The organism is Komagataeibacter oboediens (genome assembly GCF_018491655.1).
In the GTDB taxonomy this organism is placed as follows: domain Bacteria; phylum Pseudomonadota; class Alphaproteobacteria; order Acetobacterales; family Acetobacteraceae; genus Komagataeibacter; species Komagataeibacter oboediens.
Map to the genome: position 1 here is coordinate 199644 of NZ_JABLUU010000003.1, position 21674 is coordinate 221317.

The 21674-nt window shown below is 62.1% G+C and carries 19 protein-coding genes and 3 tRNA genes; 14 read left to right on the plus strand and 8 right to left on the minus strand.

Annotated features, from left to right (window positions below; all coding sequences use genetic code 11):
• Positions 1-94 precede the first annotated feature (94 nt).
• Positions 95-1798: an alginate export family protein gene (locus tag HNO79_RS04625; RefSeq protein ID WP_048855813.1), complete on the plus strand. Its 1704-nt coding sequence runs from the start codon at positions 95-97 to the stop codon at positions 1796-1798.
• Between the two features lie 103 nt (positions 1799-1901).
• On the plus strand, positions 1902-3176 hold the full coding sequence (locus HNO79_RS04630; RefSeq protein ID WP_214164500.1) for a chloride channel protein: 1275 nt from the start codon (positions 1902-1904) through the stop codon (positions 3174-3176).
• Positions 3177-3451: 275 nt separating this feature from the next.
• Here the strand turns inward: HNO79_RS04630 and HNO79_RS04635 are convergent, their stop codons facing one another.
• Positions 3452-3628 (minus strand): hypothetical protein, encoded by a 177-nt coding sequence (locus HNO79_RS04635; protein WP_214164420.1) that lies wholly within the window; start codon positions 3626-3628, stop codon positions 3452-3454.
• A 114-nt stretch (positions 3629-3742) separates the two neighbouring features.
• A complete protein-coding gene (locus tag HNO79_RS04640) occupies positions 3743-4597 on the minus strand; it encodes an aromatic ring-hydroxylating oxygenase subunit alpha (RefSeq protein WP_010515185.1) in 855 nt (284 codons plus the stop codon).
• Positions 4598-4775: 178 nt separating this feature from the next.
• Here HNO79_RS04640 and HNO79_RS04645 point away from each other — a divergent pair, with 178 nt between their 5' ends.
• The 3 genes from HNO79_RS04645 (at position 4776) to HNO79_RS04655 (ending at position 6780) form a co-directional block, all read left to right on the plus strand.
• The gene (locus HNO79_RS04645; protein ID WP_214164419.1) at positions 4776-5438 is read left to right on the plus strand and encodes a Rieske 2Fe-2S domain-containing protein; all 663 of its coding nucleotides are present in this window, start codon (positions 4776-4778) and stop codon (positions 5436-5438) included.
• Complete coding sequence (locus HNO79_RS04650) at positions 5435-6052, plus strand: glutathione S-transferase family protein (RefSeq protein WP_214164418.1); 618 nt, start codon at positions 5435-5437, stop codon at positions 6050-6052. Before HNO79_RS04645 ends, HNO79_RS04650 begins: the two co-directional genes overlap by 4 nt.
• Positions 6053-6174: 122 nt before the next feature.
• A complete protein-coding gene (locus tag HNO79_RS04655; protein ID WP_010515182.1) occupies positions 6175-6780 on the plus strand; it encodes a hypothetical protein in 606 nt (201 codons plus the stop codon).
• Here HNO79_RS04655 and HNO79_RS04660 read toward each other — a convergent pair.
• Positions 6761-8917, minus strand: coding sequence for an FUSC family protein (locus HNO79_RS04660; RefSeq protein WP_214164417.1), 2157 nt, complete (start codon positions 8915-8917; stop codon positions 6761-6763). The genes HNO79_RS04655 and HNO79_RS04660 overlap by 20 nt on opposite strands.
• A gap of 240 nt (positions 8918-9157) precedes the next feature.
• Here HNO79_RS04660 and HNO79_RS04665 point away from each other — a divergent pair, with 240 nt between their 5' ends.
• The gene (locus HNO79_RS04665) at positions 9158-9667 is read left to right on the plus strand and encodes a MarR family winged helix-turn-helix transcriptional regulator (protein ID WP_244987428.1); all 510 of its coding nucleotides are present in this window, start codon (positions 9158-9160) and stop codon (positions 9665-9667) included.
• 242 nt (positions 9668-9909) lie between these two features.
• Positions 9910-11259, plus strand: coding sequence for a GntT/GntP/DsdX family permease (locus tag HNO79_RS04670; RefSeq protein WP_214164416.1), 1350 nt, complete (start codon positions 9910-9912; stop codon positions 11257-11259).
• A gap of 336 nt (positions 11260-11595) precedes the next feature.
• Here HNO79_RS04670 and HNO79_RS04675 read toward each other — a convergent pair whose 3' ends face one another.
• Complete coding sequence (locus HNO79_RS04675; protein WP_214164415.1) at positions 11596-11922, minus strand: hypothetical protein; 327 nt, start codon at positions 11920-11922, stop codon at positions 11596-11598.
• Positions 11923-12317: 395 nt separating this feature from the next.
• Positions 12318-12392: transfer RNA gene (locus tag HNO79_RS04680), tRNA-Thr, on the minus strand.
• Between the two features lie 95 nt (positions 12393-12487).
• On the opposite strand from HNO79_RS04680, the gene HNO79_RS04685 reads away from it, so the two are divergent.
• The 3 genes from HNO79_RS04685 to HNO79_RS04695 are packed head-to-tail and all read left to right on the plus strand — an operon-like array spanning position 12488 to position 16297.
• Positions 12488-13984, plus strand: coding sequence for a paraquat-inducible protein A (locus tag HNO79_RS04685; RefSeq protein ID WP_214164414.1), 1497 nt, complete (start codon positions 12488-12490; stop codon positions 13982-13984).
• Positions 13981-15645 carry a PqiB family protein gene (locus tag HNO79_RS04690; RefSeq protein ID WP_048855819.1) on the plus strand — a complete coding sequence of 555 codons (1665 nt, stop codon included), beginning with the start codon at positions 13981-13983 and terminating at the stop codon, positions 15643-15645. The genes HNO79_RS04685 and HNO79_RS04690 overlap by 4 nt, the downstream gene beginning before the upstream one ends.
• A gap of 4 nt (positions 15646-15649) precedes the next feature.
• Positions 15650-16297, plus strand: a complete 648-nt coding sequence (locus HNO79_RS04695; RefSeq protein ID WP_214164413.1) for a PqiC family protein — start codon at positions 15650-15652, stop codon at positions 16295-16297.
• Positions 16298-16453: 156 nt separating this feature from the next.
• On the opposite strand, the gene nusG is transcribed toward HNO79_RS04695, so the two are convergent.
• The 3 genes from nusG to HNO79_RS04710 form a co-directional block, all read right to left on the minus strand.
• Positions 16454-16984 carry a transcription termination/antitermination protein NusG gene (gene nusG / locus HNO79_RS04700; protein ID WP_010508943.1) on the minus strand — a complete coding sequence of 177 codons (531 nt, stop codon included), beginning with the start codon at positions 16982-16984 and terminating at the stop codon, positions 16454-16456.
• An 8-nt stretch (positions 16985-16992) separates the two neighbouring features.
• Entirely contained in the window at positions 16993-17187 is a 195-nt protein-coding gene (gene secE / locus HNO79_RS04705; RefSeq protein ID WP_007397644.1) for a preprotein translocase subunit SecE, read from the minus strand.
• 134 nt (positions 17188-17321) lie between these two features.
• Positions 17322-17398, minus strand: a tRNA-Trp gene (locus HNO79_RS04710).
• A gap of 226 nt (positions 17399-17624) precedes the next feature.
• On the opposite strand from HNO79_RS04710, the gene HNO79_RS04715 reads away from it, so the two are divergent.
• The 4 genes from HNO79_RS04715 to atpA all read left to right on the plus strand — a co-directional run bounded on the left by HNO79_RS04715 (position 17625) and on the right by atpA (position 21671).
• Positions 17625-17698 (plus strand) — tRNA-Gly (locus HNO79_RS04715).
• Between the two features lie 102 nt (positions 17699-17800).
• Positions 17801-19228, plus strand: coding sequence for an MFS transporter (locus HNO79_RS04720; protein WP_214164412.1), 1428 nt, complete (start codon positions 17801-17803; stop codon positions 19226-19228).
• Positions 19229-19536: 308 nt separating this feature from the next.
• Positions 19537-20133 carry an ATP synthase F1 subunit delta gene (gene atpH, locus HNO79_RS04725; protein ID WP_029329624.1) on the plus strand — a complete coding sequence of 199 codons (597 nt, stop codon included), beginning with the start codon at positions 19537-19539 and terminating at the stop codon, positions 20131-20133.
• A complete protein-coding gene (gene atpA, locus HNO79_RS04730) occupies positions 20133-21671 on the plus strand; it encodes a F0F1 ATP synthase subunit alpha (protein ID WP_010515510.1) in 1539 nt (512 codons plus the stop codon). Before atpH ends, atpA begins: the two co-directional genes overlap by 1 nt.
• Positions 21672-21674: the final 3 nt, after the last annotated feature.

Here is a 21674-nt window from a genome sequence, read left to right on the forward strand (position 1 = left end):
ATTATCTGCGCGTCGTGTTCCCGGTTTTCTGTTTGCGCTGCGGATAAATGTCCGTATTGGAAAGGTTTCGTAACGAAAGGCGCTTTTCCACTTCATGTCTGATCTTCCCGTCCGCGCGGTACCGCGGCCTGTCCGGTCCAGGGGGCAGTGGTCCTTTTCCGCCCTGGCCCTGCCGGTATCCGGTGTCCTGGCATGGGGCGCGCAGGACCATGCGGCCCGTGCGTCGGTCCCGCAGCCGGGACAGGGGACGGCGGAAAACATCCATGTGCATGCCGCCCCCGTGCCCCCGGTCGAGTATCTGCCGCAGGCCAACCCCGTGGGGCAGCCCATCCGCATGCCGGCCACGGTGCACCACCCGTCGGGCCACCAGTACGACTGGGGCGTGTTCAACCGTGACAATGGGGAAGCGGCCGGGTTCGGCCCGGTCGGCCGCTATGGCGTGGCGCGCTGGGCCGAGGACTGGAGCACCCTGCGCAACCGGGCGAAGCGTGACGACCCTTTCGATGTGCTGAAATACATTCCCCTGACCCGCAGCGGGAGCGTGTGGATCAGCTTTTCGGGTGAGACACGCGCCCGTAACTGGTTCGAGAACCGCCCCGTACTGGGGGCTGCGCATGTGGCCGATTCCGGGCGCTTTACCGTGCGCAACCTGTATGGGGCCGACCTGCATCTGGGCACGCATGTGCGGCTGTATGGCGAACTGATCAATGCCGATGCGGGTGGCTGGCGTCCGTACGGGTATGGCAGCACCTATCGCAAGCAGCTTGATGCGCAGCAGGCCTTTATCGAGGTGAAGGGCCATGTGGCGGGGGCAAAGGCGGGGTTCATGTTCGGCCGTCAGGCCTTTCTCGATATGCCGGCCTATGTGCTGTACTACCGCATGTCCTCCTCCGTGCCGCTGGCGTGGAACGGGTTCCGGGCCTATGCCGCGTGGTCGCGGGTGCGGGTCGATGCGTGGGATTTCGTGGGGACCGACATTTCGCCACACGGCATGTTCCACGATACGGAGGATTACAGCACCCGCCTGTATGGCGTGGAGACCACATGGGCGCCGCCTGACTTCACCTTCCTGGGGCAGGCGGGGTACTCGTTCCTCGATCTGTTCTATTTCGGCACCAAGGCGGGCGGGGGGATCAGTGGCGTGTCCGCGCCGTCGTTCGCGGTGCAGCAGGGCATGGCCACGCGCAACAATTTCGGTGGCCGGTGGCATGGCATCGCGGGACCGGTCGAATTCTCGGTGGGGGGCATATGGCAGGGCGGTGCCTTTCGCGCCACGGGACCGGACAGCCCGTCGCGTCCGATCAATGCCTGGTCGTTCAGCAGCAATGCGGGCTACCGGCTCCCGCATGACCGTTTCCATACCTTTGTCGGCATGCAGGCGGATGTGTTTTCGGGCGGGGATGCGCGGCGCAATACGGTGGGGACATACAGTCAGCCCTTCAACCCGCAGCTGACCTATGTCGATGCATCCCTGACCGTATCCGAATCGAACATGGTCGATATCGGGCCGGAGGTACGCATGACGTTCTTCAGATCGCTCAGTGTCATGGCGCGTTACCCGTTGTACTGGCGCTACAGCACGCAGGCCCCGGTCTCGCGGCCGGGCGCGTTGCAATATGCTTACCATTACAACGGGTCATTCATCGGCATGGCCCCGCAGGCCACGCTGACATGGCAGATCGGGCCCCATCTTTCATGGGGGCAGACCCTGTCGCGTTTCATGACCTCTGCCGCGCTTAACCATGCGGGGGGAAGCAGTGGCACCTATTACATGTCCAATCTGTCCTTCCGCTTCTGAAACCTGTCTTGCGTCCGGACCCTGATCCGGCATACCCCATGCAATCATGACCGCACCCGTTTCCTCCCCCGTTCCGCCTGCCGCTTCCACGCCCTGGCCGGTCATGGCCATGGCGGTCATCTGCACGGGTATCCTGTCCGGGATCGGGGGGACGGTGCTGTCGCTGCTTCTGCATGCGATCCAGCATGTCGCCTATGGCTACGGGCAGGCGGGGGGGCCGCATAATTTCCTGCTCGGTGTCAGCGCGGCACCGTACTGGCGGCGTATTGCGGCACTGTCGGTTGCCGGTGTAGTGGCTGGCGTGGGCTGGTGGGCGCTGGGCCGTTTTGGCAGGCCGCTGGTCAGCATTGCCGCGGCCGTGGGCAAGACGGGGCCGGGCAAGCCCATGCCGCCGCTGTCCACCGTGGTCCACCTGCTGCTGCAGATCGTGACCGTGGCCCTTGGTTCCCCGCTGGGGCGTGAGGTGGCGCCGCGTGAACTGGGGGCGGTACTGGCCACCGGCACGGGCCGCCTGCTGGGACTGGCGGCAGAGGACAGGCGCATCATCATCGCCTGTGGCGCGGGGGCCGGCCTGTCAGCGGTGTATAACGTGCCGCTGGGTGGGGCGCTGTTCATACTGGAGGTACTGCTGGGCAGCGTGGGGCAGCGCACCGTGCTGTGCGCGGTGGCGGCGTCAGCTATCGGGGCATTCGTGCCGTGGGCGGTGCTGGGTAATGTGCACCAGTATGAAATCGGGCCGATGGCGGTGACCGCCCCCGTGGTGCTGTGGGCGATCTGTGCCGGTCCAGTTATTGGCGTTGGCGCGCATATGGCCAAGCGGCTGATGGGCATCGTGCAGAACCGGGCGGCAAAGGGGCCGTCGCGCATTGGCTGGTGTCTGGTGGTGTTTCCCGTGCTGGGGGTACTGACATGCTTTTACCCGCAACTGCCGGGCAACGGGCGCGGGCCGATGCAGCTGGCGCTGTCGGCGCGGCTGGGTATGGAACTGGCCGCCATTGTGCTGGTGCTCAAGGTCGTGGTGATCATGGGCGCGTTGCGCGCGGGGGCGGCGGGTGGCCTGCTGACACCCAGCCTGACCATGGGGGCGTTGCTGTCCACCGTTGTGGCAGGGGCCTGGAACATGGTCCTGCCGGAAGTGGATGAGGGAAGTGTCGCGTTGCTGGGGGGGATCGCCTTCCTTGGAACGTTCATGTCCATGCCGCTGACGGCTGTGGCACTGGGGATCGAGTTCACGCATCTGGGCCATGACATGTGGATCCCGGTTTTCCTGACATCCGCCGGGGCGCTGGTGGCCTTCCGGGTATGTGGGCGGGTGGTCGGGCGTCCGGTTGCCCAGACACAGCCCAGCGCGCCGGGCAGCATGTCGGCCCGTTCCTGATCCCCGGAAGTAACCGGTTGATAAAACAGAATAAAAGTTTCTGGGTGTCACTACGAAGCGTCACCAGAAACTTTCTCATGTCTGTCCGATATTTTCCGCGCCGTTCCTGAACGAAAGAAAGGCGACACCGTTCCTGATGCCGCCTTTCCCTGAGGACAGTTGCCGTTTTCGGTTATGACAGACCGTCAGCGCCATTCATTCCACGCGACCCTGTCCCGATACAATGGGGGGCACACTCACGTTTCAATGACATCACGGCATCGTAACCCCAGGGTTTATTTTTCCGCGAACGGGTCGAAATCGCCGTCGTTTTCACGCACGCTCCACCACCCTTTGTTCCACTGTTCATAGGCGGGCAGGGTTTCGTCAAAGGGCTTTTCGATCAGCGGTTCGCCCCTGGTGGCGGCGGCCTTGCCCTGTTCAAAGGCATCGGGCGGGGTCTGGTCGGTCATCGGTGGTTTTCCTGACTTGTCTCTGTCTGGTGATGCGTGACGCTTACACCATGTCTTAAGCGCGGGCAGCCCCACGCGGCGGAAGGGGGTAATGCGTCAGGCGCAGGTGTTCGGTCAGGCCGTCGTGCCATATGTCATCCCGCGGTCACGCAGCCACCGGCGGTAGGCGACCGACATGCGGTCCGCCATGGTGGGGATTTCCGCCCCCGCTGAAAGGGGCAGCCTGCGGGGGCGCTGGTTTTCCAGTATGATGCGGTCCTGCAGGAAGATAGTCTGCTGGAATTCGACCAGGTCAGCCTGCGGCGCGTCATCATCAAGCAGGAACATGACCGGGTGCGCGCGCGAACATTCCTGCGTCATGGGCTGCACGAACAGGGCAATGACGTCAAAGCGTTCGGGCTGCGCGGGACAGGTCTTGTACAGCAGCGTCACGAATGGCCCCGCCACCCGGTACAGGTATTCGGTATTGATCCCGTCGGTGGCGGACAGGGCGGCCTGTGGCTGGAAGAAATGGCAGTCCGTGGCCCAGACCTCGTTGCCGCCTTCACGCAGTTCAATGGTGTAGCGCGCGACTTCGGTATGTGGCTCGGCACCCAGGATGTTGGTGTGGACGAAGGGAAAATGCGCCATGTCGAGAAAGTTCTCGACAATGCGCGGGGCCGATGTCCGCACCGTGAACACCCCGCAATCCACCAGCCTGCGGTCGGGTTCCAGTGCTTCGTCAATGGCGGGAATGTCGCCTGCGGGCGTGCCGGGACAGGTCCACAGGCAGCCGTGGCGGGCGCGTACGGGCAGGGTACGCCTGTCCGCCACGTCGCAGGCGAAGGGATTGCCCTGCGCATCCTGACCGAAGGTGATGTGGCGATCGAGCAGCATGGTATCGGTCGGGGTGGTGCGCAGCTGTGACAGGGGACTGATCACATACCAGTCGGACAGGATGGTTTCATCGACGGCGGTGATCTGTGTCATTGCCCGGTTCCTGTTTGCAGTATGCCATCGCATGGGGTGCGATTGCCGTGACGGTGGCGTAATGTTAGCGCTCAGCATAATGGTGCGCCATAGTGGCGTGCAAAGGAAGATACGCTGTCAGCCCATGCGGTGACAGTGTGCGGTCATCCGGACGGGCTGGAAAGGGAGCGGGGAACGTATGGAAAGATGGCAGCCGGTCAGTGTCCTGTCCAACATACGCCGTGGCGAGGTCGCGGGCGTGCGGATAGGGGGTCATGAAGTCGTGCTGTGGCGCGAGGACGCGCAGGCCGCAACCCTGCATGCGTGGGAGGACCGCTGCCCCCATCGCGGCATGCGGCTGAGCTTTGGCTTCGTGCGTGATGACGCACTGGGCTGCCTGTACCATGGCTGGCAGTTCGGCGGTGCCGCGCGGTGCAGGCTGATCCCCGCCCACCCACGGGTGCGCGTGCCCGCCTCGATCCATGTGCGGACCTATACCGTGCGCGAACATGCGGGTCTGGCATGGGTCAGTATGGAAGGGGCGGAGGATTTTCCCCACCGGCAGGCGGACTGGCCGGAACACGCGCAGCCGGTGCGCACCGTGCATGTGCATGCGCCGGTGGGGCAGGTGCGCCATGCGGTTGGCCTTGCGCCCGACGGGGGTATGGCGTGGCATGGGCCGGTCGGTCTTGCGGTGCATGAACCGGTCGCGGGACAGGCTATGCTGCATGTGGTGCGGGCGGCGGACGGGCCGTCTGCCCTGACGCTGTCGCACTGGGCCGAACGGCTGCGTGATGCGGTGGAAGGCGGGGTGCAGACGGCCCCCGTCATGGCGGAACTGGCGGCGGGAGCGACGGCATGACCACTGGACTGACCCTGTATGACTGGACGCCGGATGTGCGCTGTTACGCCGTGCGTCTTGGCCTGTCGCTCATGGGTGTTGCGTATGATACGCAGGCGGCGGATATGGATCTGCCCACGTTCCAGCGCCCCGCGGGGCTGCGGCCGGGCGAACGGCCGCCAGTTCTGGTGGCGGGTGATGTGCGTATGACCCGTCCGGGCACCATCATGCAGTTTGCCGCCCGCCAGCCTGCGGTTGCGCGGGCATGGCTGGACCCGGCGCATGAATGGGCGATCCTGGACTGGGTCGATTTCGGGACGATGGCGCTTGATGCACTGGCGGCGGCGCGGGATCTGGCCTTTGGCACCACGCTGCCGGTCCTGCCGCCCATGGGGGCGCTGGTGGCCGCCCTGCGCCGGATGGAGGACCACATGAGTGCGCGGGCAATGGCGGGCCATGAGTGGTTCGCCGCCCCCGCCGCCAGCATTGCCGATGTGCTGCCATTCGTGGTGTTTGCGCTGTCGGCAGACCTCGAAGTGGAACGCGATACCTGTCCCGCGCTGCGGCGCTGGGCGCATCGCATGCGCGGGCTGCCGGGTTTTGTGGTCATGCCCGGGGTGCCGGACTATGCCTGACGCCGTACATCTTTGGATACATGACTGCATTTCCACGTTATGGAATACGGGACGCCGGTCCGGGCGCAGGCCTGCCGGCAGGGATTCACACCCGATAAGAAACTGAGGAAAGAACAACACATATGAACGTGAAGCTGTTTGCACCCCGTCGCATTGCGGCGGCACTGGCCATTACCATTACGGCAGGTGCCACCAGCCTGTGTGGGGTGTCACATTCCGCCATGGCGCAGGCTGCCCCGGTTATCGTGGGCAACCAGACGGCGACTGCAACCGTCGAAAGCGTGGACCACGAAGCGGGCATGGTGCTGCTGCGTGACAAGGCGGGCAATCTGGATACCGTGCGCGTGGATCCCGACCTGCGCGCCAAGCTGCCGACCCTGCATGCCGGCGACAAGATCGGCCTGCGTATCGTGCGCACCATCGACGCCGTCATCGCCCCGCCGGGCGCGCCGATGCCCGAATCAACCGAAAGTGCGGCAGGCACCCGCACCGGCCCGCACCCGCATGGCATGATGGTGTCCTTCAAGCGTGAACGCGTGAAGGTGACGGGCGTCGATACGTCCCGCAATCAGGTCGTGTTTGTCGATCCCGATGACATTACCCGCGTCGTGCTGGTGCGCCAGAAGCCGATGCAGGAATTCCTGAAGACCCTGAAGCCGGGTGACGAAGTGGACACGACGGTCATGGACGCGGTGTCGTTCTCGGTGCTCAGCCGGCTTCCGTCCTGACGGCCGCAAGCGGCGGACGGTGGGCGGCAGGATAATCCTCCGCCCATTGCAGTGGGCCGCGCTGGTCAAGGAAGCCGGGAATATCCTGGATGATCCGCGCCGCCTGCTCCAGACACGCCATGGCCTCGACCTGTGCCGGGGGGCGGAGGGTGATCGCGTCGGGCGGGCATAGCGCATCAGCCGCCCGCCGCAGTCCCGCCGCCGTCAGCAGCGGGTTGTGCGCCAGTTCGGAAAACGTATCCAGCGCATCGTAAATGGCCACCTGCTGCGCCCCGGTTATGTCGGGGCTTGTGGCCAGCATGCGGATACGCTCCACCAGCCGGCCCAGCGACAGGGTGGCAAGGGCTGCATCTATATATTCATGGATCATGGCGGGCCGGGCGAAGAAGGACAGCCGCATCGCCAGGCGCAGTACTTTCTGCAGTTGCAGGTTTTCCCACACCAGCCATTCCTTGCCCTGCCTGCGGCCCGACAGCGCCAGCCTGCGCAGGCTGCGTGTCAGCGATGTGACAAGGCGTGCGGCGTCCAGCCGATGGTTGGGCGGCAGGATGACCCGAAACGACAGCACCAGCATGATGCAGCCCATAAGCAGCGCCATCCACCCGTTCAGCAGGCTGACGTCATTATAGTAATGGATCGGGTTGTTGACCTGCAGCATCACGGTCGAGAACACGCCATAACCAAACCCGCCAACCCCGAATTTCGGGTGGAACTGCAACCAGATCCCCGGCAGCAGCATGATGCACAGCGACAGCCACAGCAGCGGGTAGCCGTCGATCTGCGGCAGCAGGTAGGTATGGCATAACAGCCCCGCCGGAACCCCCAGTGCCGTGCCCGTAGCCATAAGCCCCGCGGCACGCGATGCGGAGGGAAGGGTGGACAGCAGGCTGGCCGCCGCCACCACGTACAGCATCATGGTCGGCGCCGCCGTCCAGTGCAGGACATACCAGATCAGGCACGCAGACATGGTGATCAGCATGCCGCGCGCGCCGTTGCGCAGCGCCGTCGGCCATTCCAGATAGGGTTGCAGCCGCAGCCTGCGCCCGGCGCTGCCCCGGCGCGAAAGATCCTGCAACGCGGTTTCGATCTGGCCCAGCAGGTCCTGTATGTCATCAAGGAACAGCAGCGATTGCGGGGAATGCGTCTCACGCGCCTGCGCGATCATGAGGTCGCGGGTGTGGCGGATGCGCGCGCACCCTTCCATCCAGCTGGCTTCCAGTGTCCTGTCCGCCGTCCGGTCCATTAGGAACTGCAGCATGGATACGATTTCACCATGCACCGTGCGGTCCTGTTCAGTATCGGATGCGGTGATGGTGTGGGGATGGTAGGACGCCACGATGCCCGACAGGCGCGCCAGTCCCGCGCGGATTTCACGTTCGCGCACACTGATGTCGTAATTGTCGGTGGCCGCGTATTCCACCGCGTCGGACAGGCGCCCGATCCGTGCCAGCATGGCCGCCCGGCTGTCGTGAAAATTGGTGGGCAGGGAACGGAACGTGCTGCCCGGCCCGGCGTCCGGGTTCTGTGCCGGCACGTTGGTGTAACCCTGATGGAACGCCAGGATATAGCTGACCGTATCACGGAACAGGGCATGGATCTGCACGAACAGCGTGTCCGACCGGCGCGGCGATGTGACCATGAACACGGCCGCCGTCGTCACGATTCCCACCACCACGGCGGATAATCGCGACATGGCGCTGAGGAAGATGCCATCAGGGTCCCCGAATGCAGGGGCCGAGATGATGACAATGGTATAGCCCGTCAGCACGGCGGCATAGGCACGGAACAGCCGCAGGAAGGTGGCCGCCATGCACGCCAGCCCCACCGTGACCGAAAGCCCCATGAAGTACAGGACCGGGGACTGCACGAACACCGCCATCAGCCCCACGCTGATGGAAGCGCCGATAATGGTCCCGATCACACGCCATACGCTTTTGGAAACCAGCGCGCCCACCGTCGGGTTGGCCACGATCATGACGGTCGTGACCGAACTCATGGGGGACTGGAGCTGGAAGCTGAATGCCAGAAACAGCGCGATGGCAACCGACAGCAGTGCGCGCGCGCTGAACGCCGCCGTAGTGCGGAGCGTAGCCCACTGGGCATCGTCGGAAAAATGGCGCGTAAGGCTGGACAACATGATTGGGTGCCGACTCCCGGCTGCGGCGTGTGGGGCATCCTGATACCGCATGCCGCAGGAAGATAAAGGGCAGGGAACCCGATTTATTGTATGACAATTAATGCCATGTCAATTATATCTGTGCTGCATATCGGTGCCGCCGGGCAGCCATCGCATAAATGGGTCATGATCCGCCCATGCGGGCATGCTATCGGGCAGGCAGAAGACTTCGGCGGGGTCTGACACCAGCAGGGGATGCGCATGGCTGACCGTTCACCATTACCTGATATAGAGGGCGCGGGCTTTCAGGACATGCGGATGACGTTCCTGACCATGCGGCTGGCCAATACGTGGCGGCTGGGTCTGGACCGTGCACTGCGGCCCGAAGGCATGAGCATGGCGATGATGCGCCCGCTGGCGTACCTCATGATGCTGCCCGACCGTGTCAGCCAGCGCACGCTGGCCCATGCCATGAATACCGACAGTTCGGCGCTGGTGCGCGTGCTGGACCTGCTGGAGGAAGAAGGGCTGGTTGAGCGCCACCCCGATCAGGAAGACCGGCGCGCCAAGAGCCTTGTGCTGACCCCGCGCGGCAGGCGCAAATGCGCGACCCTGCACCGGATCTGCGCGGCCATGGAGGCACGGGTGCTGCAGGACGTTCCCGCCGACAGGGCCCGCGACATGATGGACGTCCTGTCGCACGTGCTGCGACAGGCGGAAGGCGTGATGATGGAACCTGTCGGCACGCCGTGCCGTGAGAGTGGCCCCTGACAGCAGCCTTGTCCCAGACCAGAAATCATAAGGAAATTTCCGGTGCGGCTTGTTTTCAGGGAAAAAGCGGCGATTCGAAATTTTTATGATTTTATATCAAATACTTATTATAATAGAGTCCCTGACTGACCTGTATCAGGTCGTCCTGTCCGGTCCTGCTGTAATAAACATCATGTCCGTCGTGGCTGGCTGATGCCACGATAGGCCACGTGCCGGGACATGGAATTGGGGGATAGGCATCAATGTCGGTCGGAATGGCCCTGTTACTGGCTGTTGTGGCCATATGGGTTGTCGTTTTCCTGATTGAACGGGTCAAGCTCAACCCGTTTCTTGCGCTGCTGATCGCGTCCATGCTGCTGGGCTTTGCCGCGGGTATGCCGGCGGCGCGGGTCGTGGCCTCGTTTGAAAGCGGTTCGGGGCAGGTGCTGGGGCAGATTGCCTCGGTCATCGCGCTAGGGACCATGCTGGGCAAGATGCTGGAAGTGTCGGGCGGAGCGGACCGGATCGCCATGACGGTGGTGGCGCTGGCGGGACCGCGACGGCTGGACTGGGCCATGATGGTGATCGGCCTGCTGGTGGGGCTGTCGGTTTTCTTTACCGTGGGCTTCGTCATTCTGGTCCCGCTGGCATTTTCCATCGCGCGGCAGACCGGGCGGCCCATCCTGCATGTGGCGCTGCCGGTTACCGCCGCCCTGTCCGTGGTGCAGGGATATATGCCGCCCCATCCGGGCACCATGTTCGCGCTGGCGGCCTATCATGCCGATATTGGTCGCCTGATCTGGATGGGTGCTGTGGTCAGCGTGCCCGTCGCGATCGTGTCCGGTCCTGTCTATACCCGCTTCATCGTACCCCGCCTGCGAGCCGATGCGGGAGCAGATGCGGCACATGCCCACGGGCAGGATGCCCCCCGCGCGCAGGCGGATCTGCCGGGATTTGGCATTACACTGTTCACCATTCTGGCGCCCATGGTGCTGATGCTGGCGGGATCGGCCACGCGGTTCATGGGACCATCCACAGGTAGCTGGGCCGTGGTCCTGCGGTTTGTGGGGGATCCCAATGTGGGGCTGGCGCTGGCGGCGCTGCTGTCGTTCTGGACGCTGGGGCTGCGGCGGGGACTGACGCGTGAAAAAATCCTGGCCTATTCCAATGAATGTCTTGGCCCGCTGGCCAGCCTGCTGCTGATGATTGGTGCGGGCGGTGGCTTTGGCGCGGAACTGATGGACAGCGGCATTTCCGATGCGATTGCAGGCGCTGCGGTGGACATGCATGTGCCGTTGCTGATCCTGGCATGGGGACTGGCGGCAGGCATGCGCGTGGCGGTGGGGTCCGCCACCGTCGCCATGAGTACGACCGCCGGAATTGTCGCCCCGATCATGGCGCATGGTCAGGGTGTGTCCCCCGAACTGCTGGTGCTGGCGACGGGGGCGGGGGCCGTCATGTTCGGCCCGATGAATGATTCGGGTTTCTGGCAGGTGCGCGATGCGCTGGGCCTTACGGTTCCGCAGACATTGCGCACATGGTCCGTGATCGAGACCCTGATTGGTGTGGTGGGACTGGTGATGTGCATGATTCTGGGGTGGTGCGGGCTGTAGGTTACGCGCGGGACGCGGTGTCCCTTTTGCTTGGGGGCTGTTTAACAACAACTCATTGATAAAAATGGGATAAAAGTTTCTGGGTGTCGCCTTTTTTCAAAAAGGCGACGTTTTCCGAAGCTTTTTGGAAAAAGCTTCACCAAAAAATTTTGGTAGATTCACAGGGTATTTCATAAGGTGACTGTTTCAAGCAGTTTCTTATTCTTTATTGTTCTGCAGGTATAAAAATAAAATAATAATAAAATTTATAAGGCGGTAGATATAAAATACCTATCTAATACAGATTCCCGGTCAATTGATCGGGTGGTTATTTGCACAGATTGTTTTATCTATATTTCAATCATGTTGCATAAATAGCTTAATATCAAGGCCTATGCCTTTTTTTGATATTGTAACCTTTGGATATAAATTGACATCTGTTGTTATATAATCATCGAAATCAATCACATAACATTCATCGGCAATGTAAAACACAAAGCCATTATTCGTGTTTGGTATAGTTCTTTCTTCCTGTTCATATAAAAAATCATGTAAAATATCTGATGTATCCGGGATAACTTGCCCATATTTGCTTATGGATATCTCATCAATGGATATATTTTCTATATAGAACGTATCTTTGTAATTCCCGAAGAAGGAATTGAAGGCGTTTATTATCTCCATAACAGGTGGTCCTCCATATGTTGCAATTAGAATACAACAAACCCTCATCTTGTTATTACAATTATTTTTAAATAAGATATATTATGTAAGTATGTATAATACCAATGGTCGATCCGACTGATATCCGGCATAAACAAGGGTTTATGGGCGACCAGGACGGGCATGATCGGGGAAGGGTGCCGAATGGGCATGGTGGTCCCGTCCATGCCGATGCGCACAGCCAGACGGGTCAGGCGGAAACGACTGGGGATTCGAATATCATCGAATCCGTTTCCGATCGCGATTTGAGGAACCCATGAAATGGGTAGCCTTACCTGTTCGTTGCCCTATGGTTTCAGGGAAACGGTTTACGAATCTGGGTAAGTTTCAAAATTTTGGAAAATAATGGGGTAAGGTGGTGCCGACACTCGGAATTGAACCGAGGGCCTACTGATTACGAATCAGTTGCTCTACCCCTGAGCTATGTCGGCAAACCTGTGGGGTCTGATAAACGATGGGCTGGCATGATGCAATATATCAAATGCGGCATTCCCCATTTTAATTTGGTCTATATGCTGTGCGCAGCATGAACACGTCTTCTTCTTCCCTGCATCTGCGTTGTGATGATGTGGAACCCGGTCCCATCCGTCATGTGCGCGTCATTGGCGGATTGTCGGAATGTCCCGGCTGCGGGCTGTATCAGCGCCTGCCGGATCTGGACCCGGGGGAACAGGCGTCGTGCGTGCGGTGCGGGCAGAAGCTGGCGCGCAGGCGGCGCACCGCGCCACTGGCAACGCCGCTGGCGTTCTGCATAAGTTCGGCCGCGTTCTATCTGGCGGCACTCGCGTCATCGCTCATGACGCTGGATGTATATGGCAGGCAGCGCACTGTGGACCTGCTGACCGGGCCGATGGAACTCATGCATGAAGGGTGGGGGGAGGCCGGTGTCCTTGTGGGCGCGGTCACGATCCTGGCCCCGGCGGTGGCGATCGGGTTCATGTTCGCCATTCTGGTTGCCGCGTCATCGCGGCAGCTGCCGGACTGGGCGCCACGAATCCTCGTCTGGTATGACAAGCTGCGGCCATGGTCGATGGTCGAGGTCTATATCCTTGGTATCTTCGTTGCCTATACCAAGCTGACCGACATGGCCCATGTCGATGTCGGGCCTGCCGTGTACCTGATCGGCGCGCTAATGCTGACCATGGCGGCCACGGATTCGACGCTGGATACCGAAATGATCTGGCGGCACCGCCGGATTGATTCCCTGACCCGCACCGAAGGCGACCAGACGGTCGAGGTCGATTACGTGCATGTGGACGATATCGGCATGCCGCCGGAGGACCATCTGGTAGCATGCACGTCATGCGGGCTGGTAGGGGAACTGGCGCATCCGGTCTCGAACCTGAGCTGTGTCGGGATCTGCCCGCGATGCGAACACAGGGTCTGGCGCCGCCTGCCACAGTCGTTGACGCGCACCACCGCGTTCCTGATTGCAGCCATCGTTTTCTATATCCCCGCCAACCTTTACCCGGTCATGACCTTCATGCGCATGGGCGGCGGCGGCGGGCATACCATTGTCGAAGGCGCGATCGAGTTGTGGGTGGATGGCATGATTCCGCTGTCGCTGCTGGTGTTCTTTGCCTCCATCACCGTCCCGATGCTCAAGATCGCTAGCCTTGGCTGGATGGTCTGGCAGACATGGCATGGCGCGCGGGGGCATCTGGTGGCCCGGACCCGGCTGTTCCGCGTGGTGGACATGGTGGGCCGGTGGTCCATGATTGACGTGTTCATGATTTCAATTCTGGTCGCGGTCGTGCGCTTCAACGCCATGGCCAGCGTAACTGCCAATGCAGGCATGGTGGCCTTTGCCGCCGTCGTGGTGCTGACCCTCCTGGCGGCATGGAGCTTTGATCCCCGTATCATGTGGGATGCGGCAGGGCGCAATGGCCGGGTGGTTGACGGGCTGCCCCCGTCCGTCCTGCAGGCACAGGCGACACGCAGGCCCGGACCGGCGGCCCCTTCTTCACCTTCCCTTTCCCCGGTCGGTACCGGACCGGTCAGCATGGAGCCAGATCAGGCGTGAATGACGATTTCCTTTCCAATGACCCGCAGGGGAACGTGCCGCAGGCCCGTGCGCGGCGGTACCGTTTTTCCGTGGTCTGGCTGGTGCCGATTGTCGCCATCCTGATTGCGGGGTACCTGGGCTGGCGTGGCCTGACCGACCGGGGGCCGCTGATTGTCATAAGCTTCGATACGGCTGATGGCCTGACCAGTGGCCAGACCGAGGTCAAGAACAAGGCGGTGTCGCTGGGCACGGTTGATTCGATCCGGTTGAGCGATGACATGCACCATGTCGAGGTCGGTGTGCGCATGACGTCGTCCGCACGCCGTATGCTGACCGATCACGCCCGTTTCTGGGTCGTACGGCCACGTATCAACGGGGCCAGCGTGACCGGTCTGGAAACCGTCATGTCCGGCGCCTACATCGCCATGGATGCCGGGGAACCGGGCGGGCGTTACACCACGCATTTCAAAGGGCTGGAATCACCGCCGGGCGTGCGCTCGGACCAGCCGGGGCATACCTATACCCTGATTACGCAGTCGCTTGGCTCGCTCGGGCAGGGTGCGCCGATCTTTTTCCGTGACGTGGTGGTGGGCGAAGTGCTGGGCTACACCATGCCACCCGAAGGGCGCGGGCCGATCCGGGTGCAGATTTTCGTGCAGGCCCCGTATGACAGCTACCTGCGGACCACCACGCGCTTCTGGAACGTGTCCGGCGTGCAGGTGGGTCTTGGTCCGGGTGGGCTGAAGGTCAAGCTGCAGTCGCTGCAGGCGCTGCTGTCCGGTGGTGTCGCATTTGACCCGCCTGATGCGCGGAACGAGAAAAATACTCTGCCCAGCACCGCCGGGGCAGATACCACCTTCCTGCTGTATGACAGCGCGGAGGAAGCCAACAGCGCGGGCTATCGTGAGCGTATTCCCCTTGTCACCTACCTGACCAGTTCGGTGTCCGGCCTGACCAAGGGTGGTCGCCTGACCATGTTCGGCATTCAGGTCGGCATGATCGATGACGTGAAGCTGGAAGTGAATCCCGCCACGGGTAAGGCGCATGTGCGTGTGGCCATGGAACTGCAGCCCGAACGCGTGCTTGATAACCAGCAGGTCCCGCCCGAAGCCATGGCCGGACTGCTGCGTACGCAGGTGGCGGCCGGACTGCGCGCATCCATACAGAGCACCAGCATGCTGACTGGCGAATCCGAAATCGCGCTGACATTCGTCAAGAACGCGAAGCCGGAACAGATCACGATGGAAGGGGACGCCATGGTCCTGCCGGGACAGGCGGGCGGAATGGCGGGCATCATGGATTCGCTGTCCATCATTGGCGACAAGATCGCCGCGATGCCGCTGACCCAGATGGGCGACAACCTGACCAGCCTGCTGGCCCATGCCGATGCACGGATCAACAGCCCCGATACGAAACAGGCGCTGACCGCGCTACGTGGGTCGCTACAGAACCTGCAGGTCATATCGCGCGATGCCCGGACCGAAATGCCGCAACTGCTGACCGGCATGGACAAGACACTGAAAAACGCGAATTCGGTCCTGTCCAGCTATGGCGGCGATACCGACTTCCAGCGCAACCTGCAGCAGATGATGCAGCAGCTGAACGACGCCGCGCGGTCGCTGCGCTTCCTGTCGGACTTCCTGACCCACCATCCCTCGGCACTGATTACGGGACGATAAGACCATGCAACGCCCCTTCTGGCATTTCACACATTCCGCACGGCGGACCATGGCGGCAACTGTTGCGATGGCGGGAGTACTCACTCTGGGTGGGTGCGGGTCCTCCGATCCTACGCTGTATTCGTTGGCTCCCGTGGCCAGCACGCAGTCCATGGGGGTGGGGACGCAGGTTCCCGCCGTGATCGAGGTCCGTACGCCTGGCGTCCCGTCCTCGCTGGACCGGCAGACCATCGTGGGCGTGCAGGATGATTACAGTGTCACGCCACTGGCTGGTGCGGCATGGAGCGAGCCACTGGCCCCCATGCTGGGTCATGTGCTGTCCACTGACCTGCAGCAGCGTCTGCCGGGCCGCACCGTCTTTGCCCAGAATGATGCGACCACCATACCGGCGCAGGGCGTGGTCGAGGTCGAGATCACCCGCTTCGCACGCGATTCGGCGGGGCTGGTGCACCTTGCAGGCAACCTGTCGGTGCACAGGGTGGGGGATGCGGATCACGGACTGTCCGTACCGCTGGATCTGAGTGCGACACCAACCGGCACCGGCACGCGCGCCATGGTGGCGGCGCTGAGCCAGCTGACGGGACAGGTGGCCGACATGGCGGCCGAACGGCTGCAGGCATTGCCAGTAGCCCCGGTGCCCCATCATTCCTGAATGAAGGCGCACGGTTTCCGGGCGCCGCCTTTTTTCACAAGGGCGGCGTCTCCGAAGCTTTTTGAAAAAAGCTTCACCGGAAACTTTTGATGACCTGCAATCACTACAGGCAATAAAAAAGGCGCCCGGAGGCGCCTTTGTCGTAAGCGGGGAAGGTCAGACCTTTTCCACCTGATTGTATTCCAGATCTACCGGCGTGGACCGGCCGAAGATGGAGACGCTGACCTTCAGGCGACCGCGTTCCTCATCCACTTCCTCGATCGTGCCGTTGAAGGAGGTGAAGGGACCATCGGCCACGCGGATCTGCTCACCGATTTCGAACGTGACGGAAGGACGGACGCGTTCCACGCCTTCCTGCGCCTGCTTCATGATCCGCTCGGCCTCGACCTTGGGAATGGGCGACGGACGGGTCTTGCTGCCCAGGAAGCCGGTGACCTTGGGCGTGTCCTTGACTAGGTGCCACGCCTCATCGGTCAGTTCCATGTTCACCAGCACGTAACCGGGGAAGAACTTGCGTTCCGAATTGACCTTCTGGCCACGACGCACTTCCGTCACTTCTTCCGATGGAACAAGGATTTCACCGAAATGGTCGGCCAGACCCTTCTGGGCGGCCTGTTCCGTGATGTGCTGGGCTATTTTTTTCTCGAAGCCCGAATAGACGTGGATCACATACCACCGCTTGGCCATGGCTGAACTCAGCCTCCCAGTCCGAAGAGTTTCCGTACGGCAAGGCCGATCACCTCGTCGACGAGGAAAAAGAAAACCGACGCAAGACCGGCCATGGCCAGAACCGCACCCGTTGTCATCAGGGTGGCGCGTCGTGTTGGCCATGTGACCTTGCGGGCCTCGGCACGGACGTCTTCAACAAATTTCGCGGGACTGACCGACACGAAATACCCTTCCTGCAACGCCACGGCGCACCAACCGGACTGCTCCAGCCAGTGCGGGGCCTAATAACCGGTGCGGGCCATTGTGGCCCGACCCATCGGGTGCCAGGCCGGAAGGGTAATGCCCGACCGGAAAATGGCAGGGGTGGAGGGTCTCGAACCCGCAACCTCCGGTTTTGGAGACCGGCGCTCTAGCCAATTGAGCTACACCCCTGCAAAGCCGCCTGCATAAACCCGAAACACCATGACGCGGCAGGCGCCGCGCCGTTTCGGGTCATCCATGCGAACCCGGCACAGGAAGCGGAAAAAAGTATGACTCGCGTCGAAAGTCAAGGGGGCAGGACATAAAAATGAAAGTTTTACGTGTTTGTTCCCGCCTGCTGGTTTATGGGCTTGCCACGCGGCAGGCGGAAACTGTATATGTTTCGCCAACCTTATGGGCGGGCGTAGCATAGTGGTAATGCAGTAGCCTTCCAAGCTTCTGAGGAGGGTTCGATTCCCTTCGCCCGCTCCATTTCCTCCCTGAAATAGCCGCATATATTTTCAGACCAGTCGGCTGGAACCGTGCCCGTGCGTGCGGATTACGCTGTCGGCAAAGGGGAGGGGTAGCCTGATTATGACATTGACCGGTTCTTCCACCATTCATCCACGCATCGTGCTGGCCACGTGCTGTCTCAGCCTGCTTCTGGTCATGATGGACGTGACGGTCGTCAACGTCGTGCTGCCATCGATCCGGGCCGATATGCATGGCGGTTTTTCCACCCTGCAGTGGGTGGTGGATGCCTATACCCTCATGGTCGCCAGTCTCATGCTGCTGGTGGGCTCGCTGGCGGACCGGTTCGGGCGGCGGCGGATGTTCCTGATGGGGATCGGGCTGTTCTGCAGCGGGTCCGCCCTGTGTGCCATGGCCCGCAGCGTGGACATCCTGATCATGGCGCGCGCGGTGCAGGGCATTGGTGGCTCCATGCTCAACCCCGTGGCGCTGTCGATCCTGACCAATGTGTATGTGGAACCGCGAAGCCGGGCGCAGGCCATCGGCATATGGGGCGCGACATCGGGTGTGGCCCTTGCGCTGGGGCCGGTCGTGGGTGGCATTCTGGTGCACTGGGTGGGATGGCAGGCGGTGTTCTGGGTCAATGTGCCCATCGGCCTGATCGCGATCCTTCTGACGCTGCGTTTCATACCCGAATCCCGTGGCGGCCGGGCGCGCGGTATTGATGCGCCGGGGCAGCTGCTGGCCATCGTGGCGCTGGTCATGATTACGTCCGGGCTGATCGAGGCCCATAATTACGGCTGGACGTCTCCCACAATTTCCGGATTCCTCGGTTTCGGCCTGCTGGCGGTCATGGGGTTCGTGATGGTGGAGCAACGCGCGGCTACCCCGCTGATCGACCTGCGGTTTTTCCGTGCATGGCCCTTTTCCGGCGCGATCGTGACGGCGGTGCTGGCCTTTGCCATTTTCAGTGCGTTCCTGTTTCTCAATACCCTCTACCTGCAGGACGTGCGTGGCCTGCCCGCGCTGCAGGCCGGCCTGTGCACGCTGCCCTTCGCCTGTGGCAGCATGGTGTGCGCGCCGCTGTCTGGACGGCTGACGGGCCGGTATGGCGCGCGCCTGCCGTTGCTGATGTCTGCTGCCGGATTCGGGCTGAGCGCGCTGCTGCTGACGGGGCTGGCGGCGCATACGCCGCTGTGGTGGCTGCTGCTGTCCTATGGGCTGTGCGGGTGCGGGTTCGGGCTGTGTAACGCACCCATTACCAATTCCGCCGTTTCGGGCATGCCGCGTTCGCAGGCGGGGGTGGCTGCGGCCATTGCCTCCAGCAGTCGCCAGGTGGGGGCGTTGCTGGGCATTGCGCTGGGTGGGGCGCTGAGTGCGGGCAGCGTGCGCGCCGGTGGGGTGCAGTGGAGCGAGTTTCCTCAGGCCACGCATGTCGTCTGGTGGTGCATGGCTGTCGCGGCCGCCGGAATCGCCGGGCTGGGACTGGTTTCAACCGGTGTCCGGGCCAGGCGGAGCGCGCGGCAGGTGGCGGCGCTGCTGGATTCATAGAGGACGCATCTGTGGTATGCGTTTATTGCATATCAATGTCTGAATGATCCCGTCACCCGGACTGTGCCGGCCCGCAACAAAAACGCGCGTTTGCTGTTTCCGAAACGGTGTCGCGCATGTATGATCCCGCCAACCTGTAGCGGGGCGTGCGCATGCGCGGGAAAGCGGGCGGTGTTGGTGGTATCGGACGATGCCGGCAGGCTGCCTGATCTGTTGCGTGTGCCTGCGCTGCGTGCTAGAGCCGCGCCAGCAGCGCACGGGGCCAAGGTTTCCGGGCAGGCGGCTTGTGTTTGAATCAAGATTCTGGATTGGAAAAGCGGACAGTGGATTCGGGTGGAACGACCTCAATACCGATCGCCTCCATTGCCAATGGCCTTCCCGGTCGTTATGCGACGGCGCTCTATGAGCTTGCGGCTGACCGCAAGCAGCTTGACCCTGTTCTGGAGCAGGCATCCAGCCTTGCCGGACTGATCGACGGCAATGCCGACCTGCGCACCGCGCTGACGGATCGCACGCTCGATATCCGCGACAGCCGCAAGGCGGTCGATGCCGTGCTGGAGGCTGAAGGCTTCAGCCCCCTTATGCGTGATTTTGTTGGCGTGGTGGCGAATAACCGCCGCTTCCCGCGCCTGCGTGAAATTCTTGCCGCGCTGGCGGCTATCGCTGCGGCCCGGCGCGGGGAAGTGGTGGCGGATGTCGTGTCCGCCCATCCCCTGACCGATCTGCAGCGAGTCCAGCTTCGCAGCCGCCTTGCCGAGGCCGGCTATTCCAAAGTCAATATCCAGGAGCGTGTTGACGCGGCCCTGCTGGGCGGTCTGGTCGTGCGCATTGGCGCCCGCCTGTATGATACCAGCCTCAGATCCCGCCTTACCCGCCTGCACCATGCCATGAAGGGAGCCGCGTGATGGAAATCCGCCCCTCCGAGATTTCGGATATCCTCAAGCAGCAGATCGCTACGTTCGACAAGGCCGTTGACGTTGCCGAGACAGGTACCATCCTGTCGGTGGGTGACGGCATTGCCCGTGTCTACGGCCTGCAGAATGTCGAAGCCGGCGAAATGCTGGACTTCCCCGCCAGCGGCCAGAAGGGCATGGCCCTGAACCTTGAAAATGACAACGTCGGTGTCGTCATTTTCGGGGATGATACCGCAATGCGCGAAGGCGACACCGTCGCCCGTACCGGCAAGGTGGTTGAAGTTCCGACCGGCAAGGCACTGCTGGGCCGTGTGGTCGACGGTCTGGGTAACCCGATCGACGGTAAAGGTCCGCTGGTTGGTGAGGTGATCAACAAGCGCGCGGAAATCAAGGCACCCGGCATCATGCCGCGCCAGTCCGTCAGCGAGCCGATGCAGACCGGCATCAAGGCGATCGACGCGCTCGTGCCCATCGGGCGTGGCCAGCGTGAACTGATCATTGGTGACCGTCAGACCGGCAAGACCGCCATCCTGATCGACACCATCGTCAACCAGAAGAGCGTCAACGCCCTGGGTGACGACAAGAAGTCGCTGTACTGCATCTATGTCGCCATCGGGCAGAAGCGTTCGACGGTTGCGCAGCTGGTGCGCACGTTGGAGGAAACCGGTGCGATGGAATACTCCATCGTCGTGGCGGCCACCGCGTCCGACCCGGCCCCGATGCAGTATCTTGCACCGTATGCCGCCTGCTCCATGGGTGAATACTTCCGCGACAACGGCATGCATGCCCTGATCGTGTATGATGACCTGTCCAAGCAGGCCGTGGCATACCGTCAGATGTCCCTGCTGCTGCGTCGTCCGCCGGGACGTGAAGCCTATCCGGGCGACGTGTTCTACCTGCATTCCCGCCTGCTGGAACGCGCAGCGAAGATGTCCGACAAGTTCGGCGCCGGTTCGCTGACCGCCCTGCCGGTGATCGAAACGCAGGCCGGTGATGTGTCCGCCTACATCCCGACCAACGTGATCTCCATCACCGACGGTCAGGTCTTCCTTGAAACCGACCTGTTCTACCGTGGCATCCGCCCGGCGGTGAACGTTGGTGGTTCCGTGTCGCGTGTTGGTTCCGCAGCACAGATCAAGGCGATGAAGCAGGTTGCCGGCAAGATCAAGCTGGAACTGGCGCAGTATCGTGAAATGGCGGCGTTCTCGCAGTTCGCGTCCGATCTGGACCCGGCCACGCAGAAGCAGCTTGCCCGTGGTGCACGTCTGGTCGAGCTGCTCAAGCAGCCCGAAACCTCGCCCCTGTCGGTCGAGGAGCAGGTGGTGGTCCTGTTCGCTGGCACCCGTGGCTATATCGATGCCGTGCCGGTCGATCAGGTGACAACCTATGAAAAGCGCCTGCTGGATGACGTCCGCACGTCGGGCAAGGACATTCTGGAATCGATCCGCACCCAGCGTCAGCTGACCAAGGATATCGAAAGCCGTCTGAATGATTTCCTGACGACGTTCGGCCGTCAGTTCGCCAACTGAGGA

Excerpts from the sequence above, each read along its gene's own strand:
- HNO79_RS04625 (WP_048855813.1), top strand. The coding sequence starts at position 95 with ATGTCTGATCTTCCCGTCCGCGCGGTACCGCGGCCTGTCCGGTCCAGG.
- HNO79_RS04630 (WP_214164500.1), top strand. The coding sequence starts at position 1,902 with ATGGCCATGGCGGTCATCTGCACGGGTATCCTGTCCGGGATCGGGGGG.
- HNO79_RS04635 (WP_214164420.1), bottom strand. The coding sequence starts at position 3,628 with ATGACCGACCAGACCCCGCCCGATGCCTTTGAACAGGGCAAGGCCGCC.
- HNO79_RS04640 (WP_010515185.1), bottom strand. The coding sequence starts at position 4,597 with ATGACACAGATCACCGCCGTCGATGAAACCATCCTGTCCGACTGGTAT.
- HNO79_RS04645 (WP_214164419.1), top strand. The coding sequence starts at position 4,776 with ATGGAAAGATGGCAGCCGGTCAGTGTCCTGTCCAACATACGCCGTGGC.
- HNO79_RS04650 (WP_214164418.1), top strand. The coding sequence starts at position 5,435 with ATGACCACTGGACTGACCCTGTATGACTGGACGCCGGATGTGCGCTGT.
- HNO79_RS04655 (WP_010515182.1), top strand. The coding sequence starts at position 6,175 with ATGAACGTGAAGCTGTTTGCACCCCGTCGCATTGCGGCGGCACTGGCC.
- HNO79_RS04660 (WP_214164417.1), bottom strand. The coding sequence starts at position 8,917 with ATGTTGTCCAGCCTTACGCGCCATTTTTCCGACGATGCCCAGTGGGCT.
- HNO79_RS04665 (WP_244987428.1), top strand. The coding sequence starts at position 9,158 with ATGGCTGACCGTTCACCATTACCTGATATAGAGGGCGCGGGCTTTCAG.
- HNO79_RS04670 (WP_214164416.1), top strand. The coding sequence starts at position 9,910 with ATGTCGGTCGGAATGGCCCTGTTACTGGCTGTTGTGGCCATATGGGTT.
- HNO79_RS04675 (WP_214164415.1), bottom strand. The coding sequence starts at position 11,922 with ATGGAGATAATAAACGCCTTCAATTCCTTCTTCGGGAATTACAAAGAT.
- HNO79_RS04685 (WP_214164414.1), top strand. The coding sequence starts at position 12,488 with ATGAACACGTCTTCTTCTTCCCTGCATCTGCGTTGTGATGATGTGGAA.
- HNO79_RS04695 (WP_214164413.1), top strand. The coding sequence starts at position 15,650 with ATGCAACGCCCCTTCTGGCATTTCACACATTCCGCACGGCGGACCATG.
- nusG (WP_010508943.1), bottom strand. The coding sequence starts at position 16,984 with ATGGCCAAGCGGTGGTATGTGATCCACGTCTATTCGGGCTTCGAGAAA.
- HNO79_RS04720 (WP_214164412.1), top strand. The coding sequence starts at position 17,801 with ATGACATTGACCGGTTCTTCCACCATTCATCCACGCATCGTGCTGGCC.
- atpA (WP_010515510.1), top strand. The coding sequence starts at position 20,133 with ATGGAAATCCGCCCCTCCGAGATTTCGGATATCCTCAAGCAGCAGATC.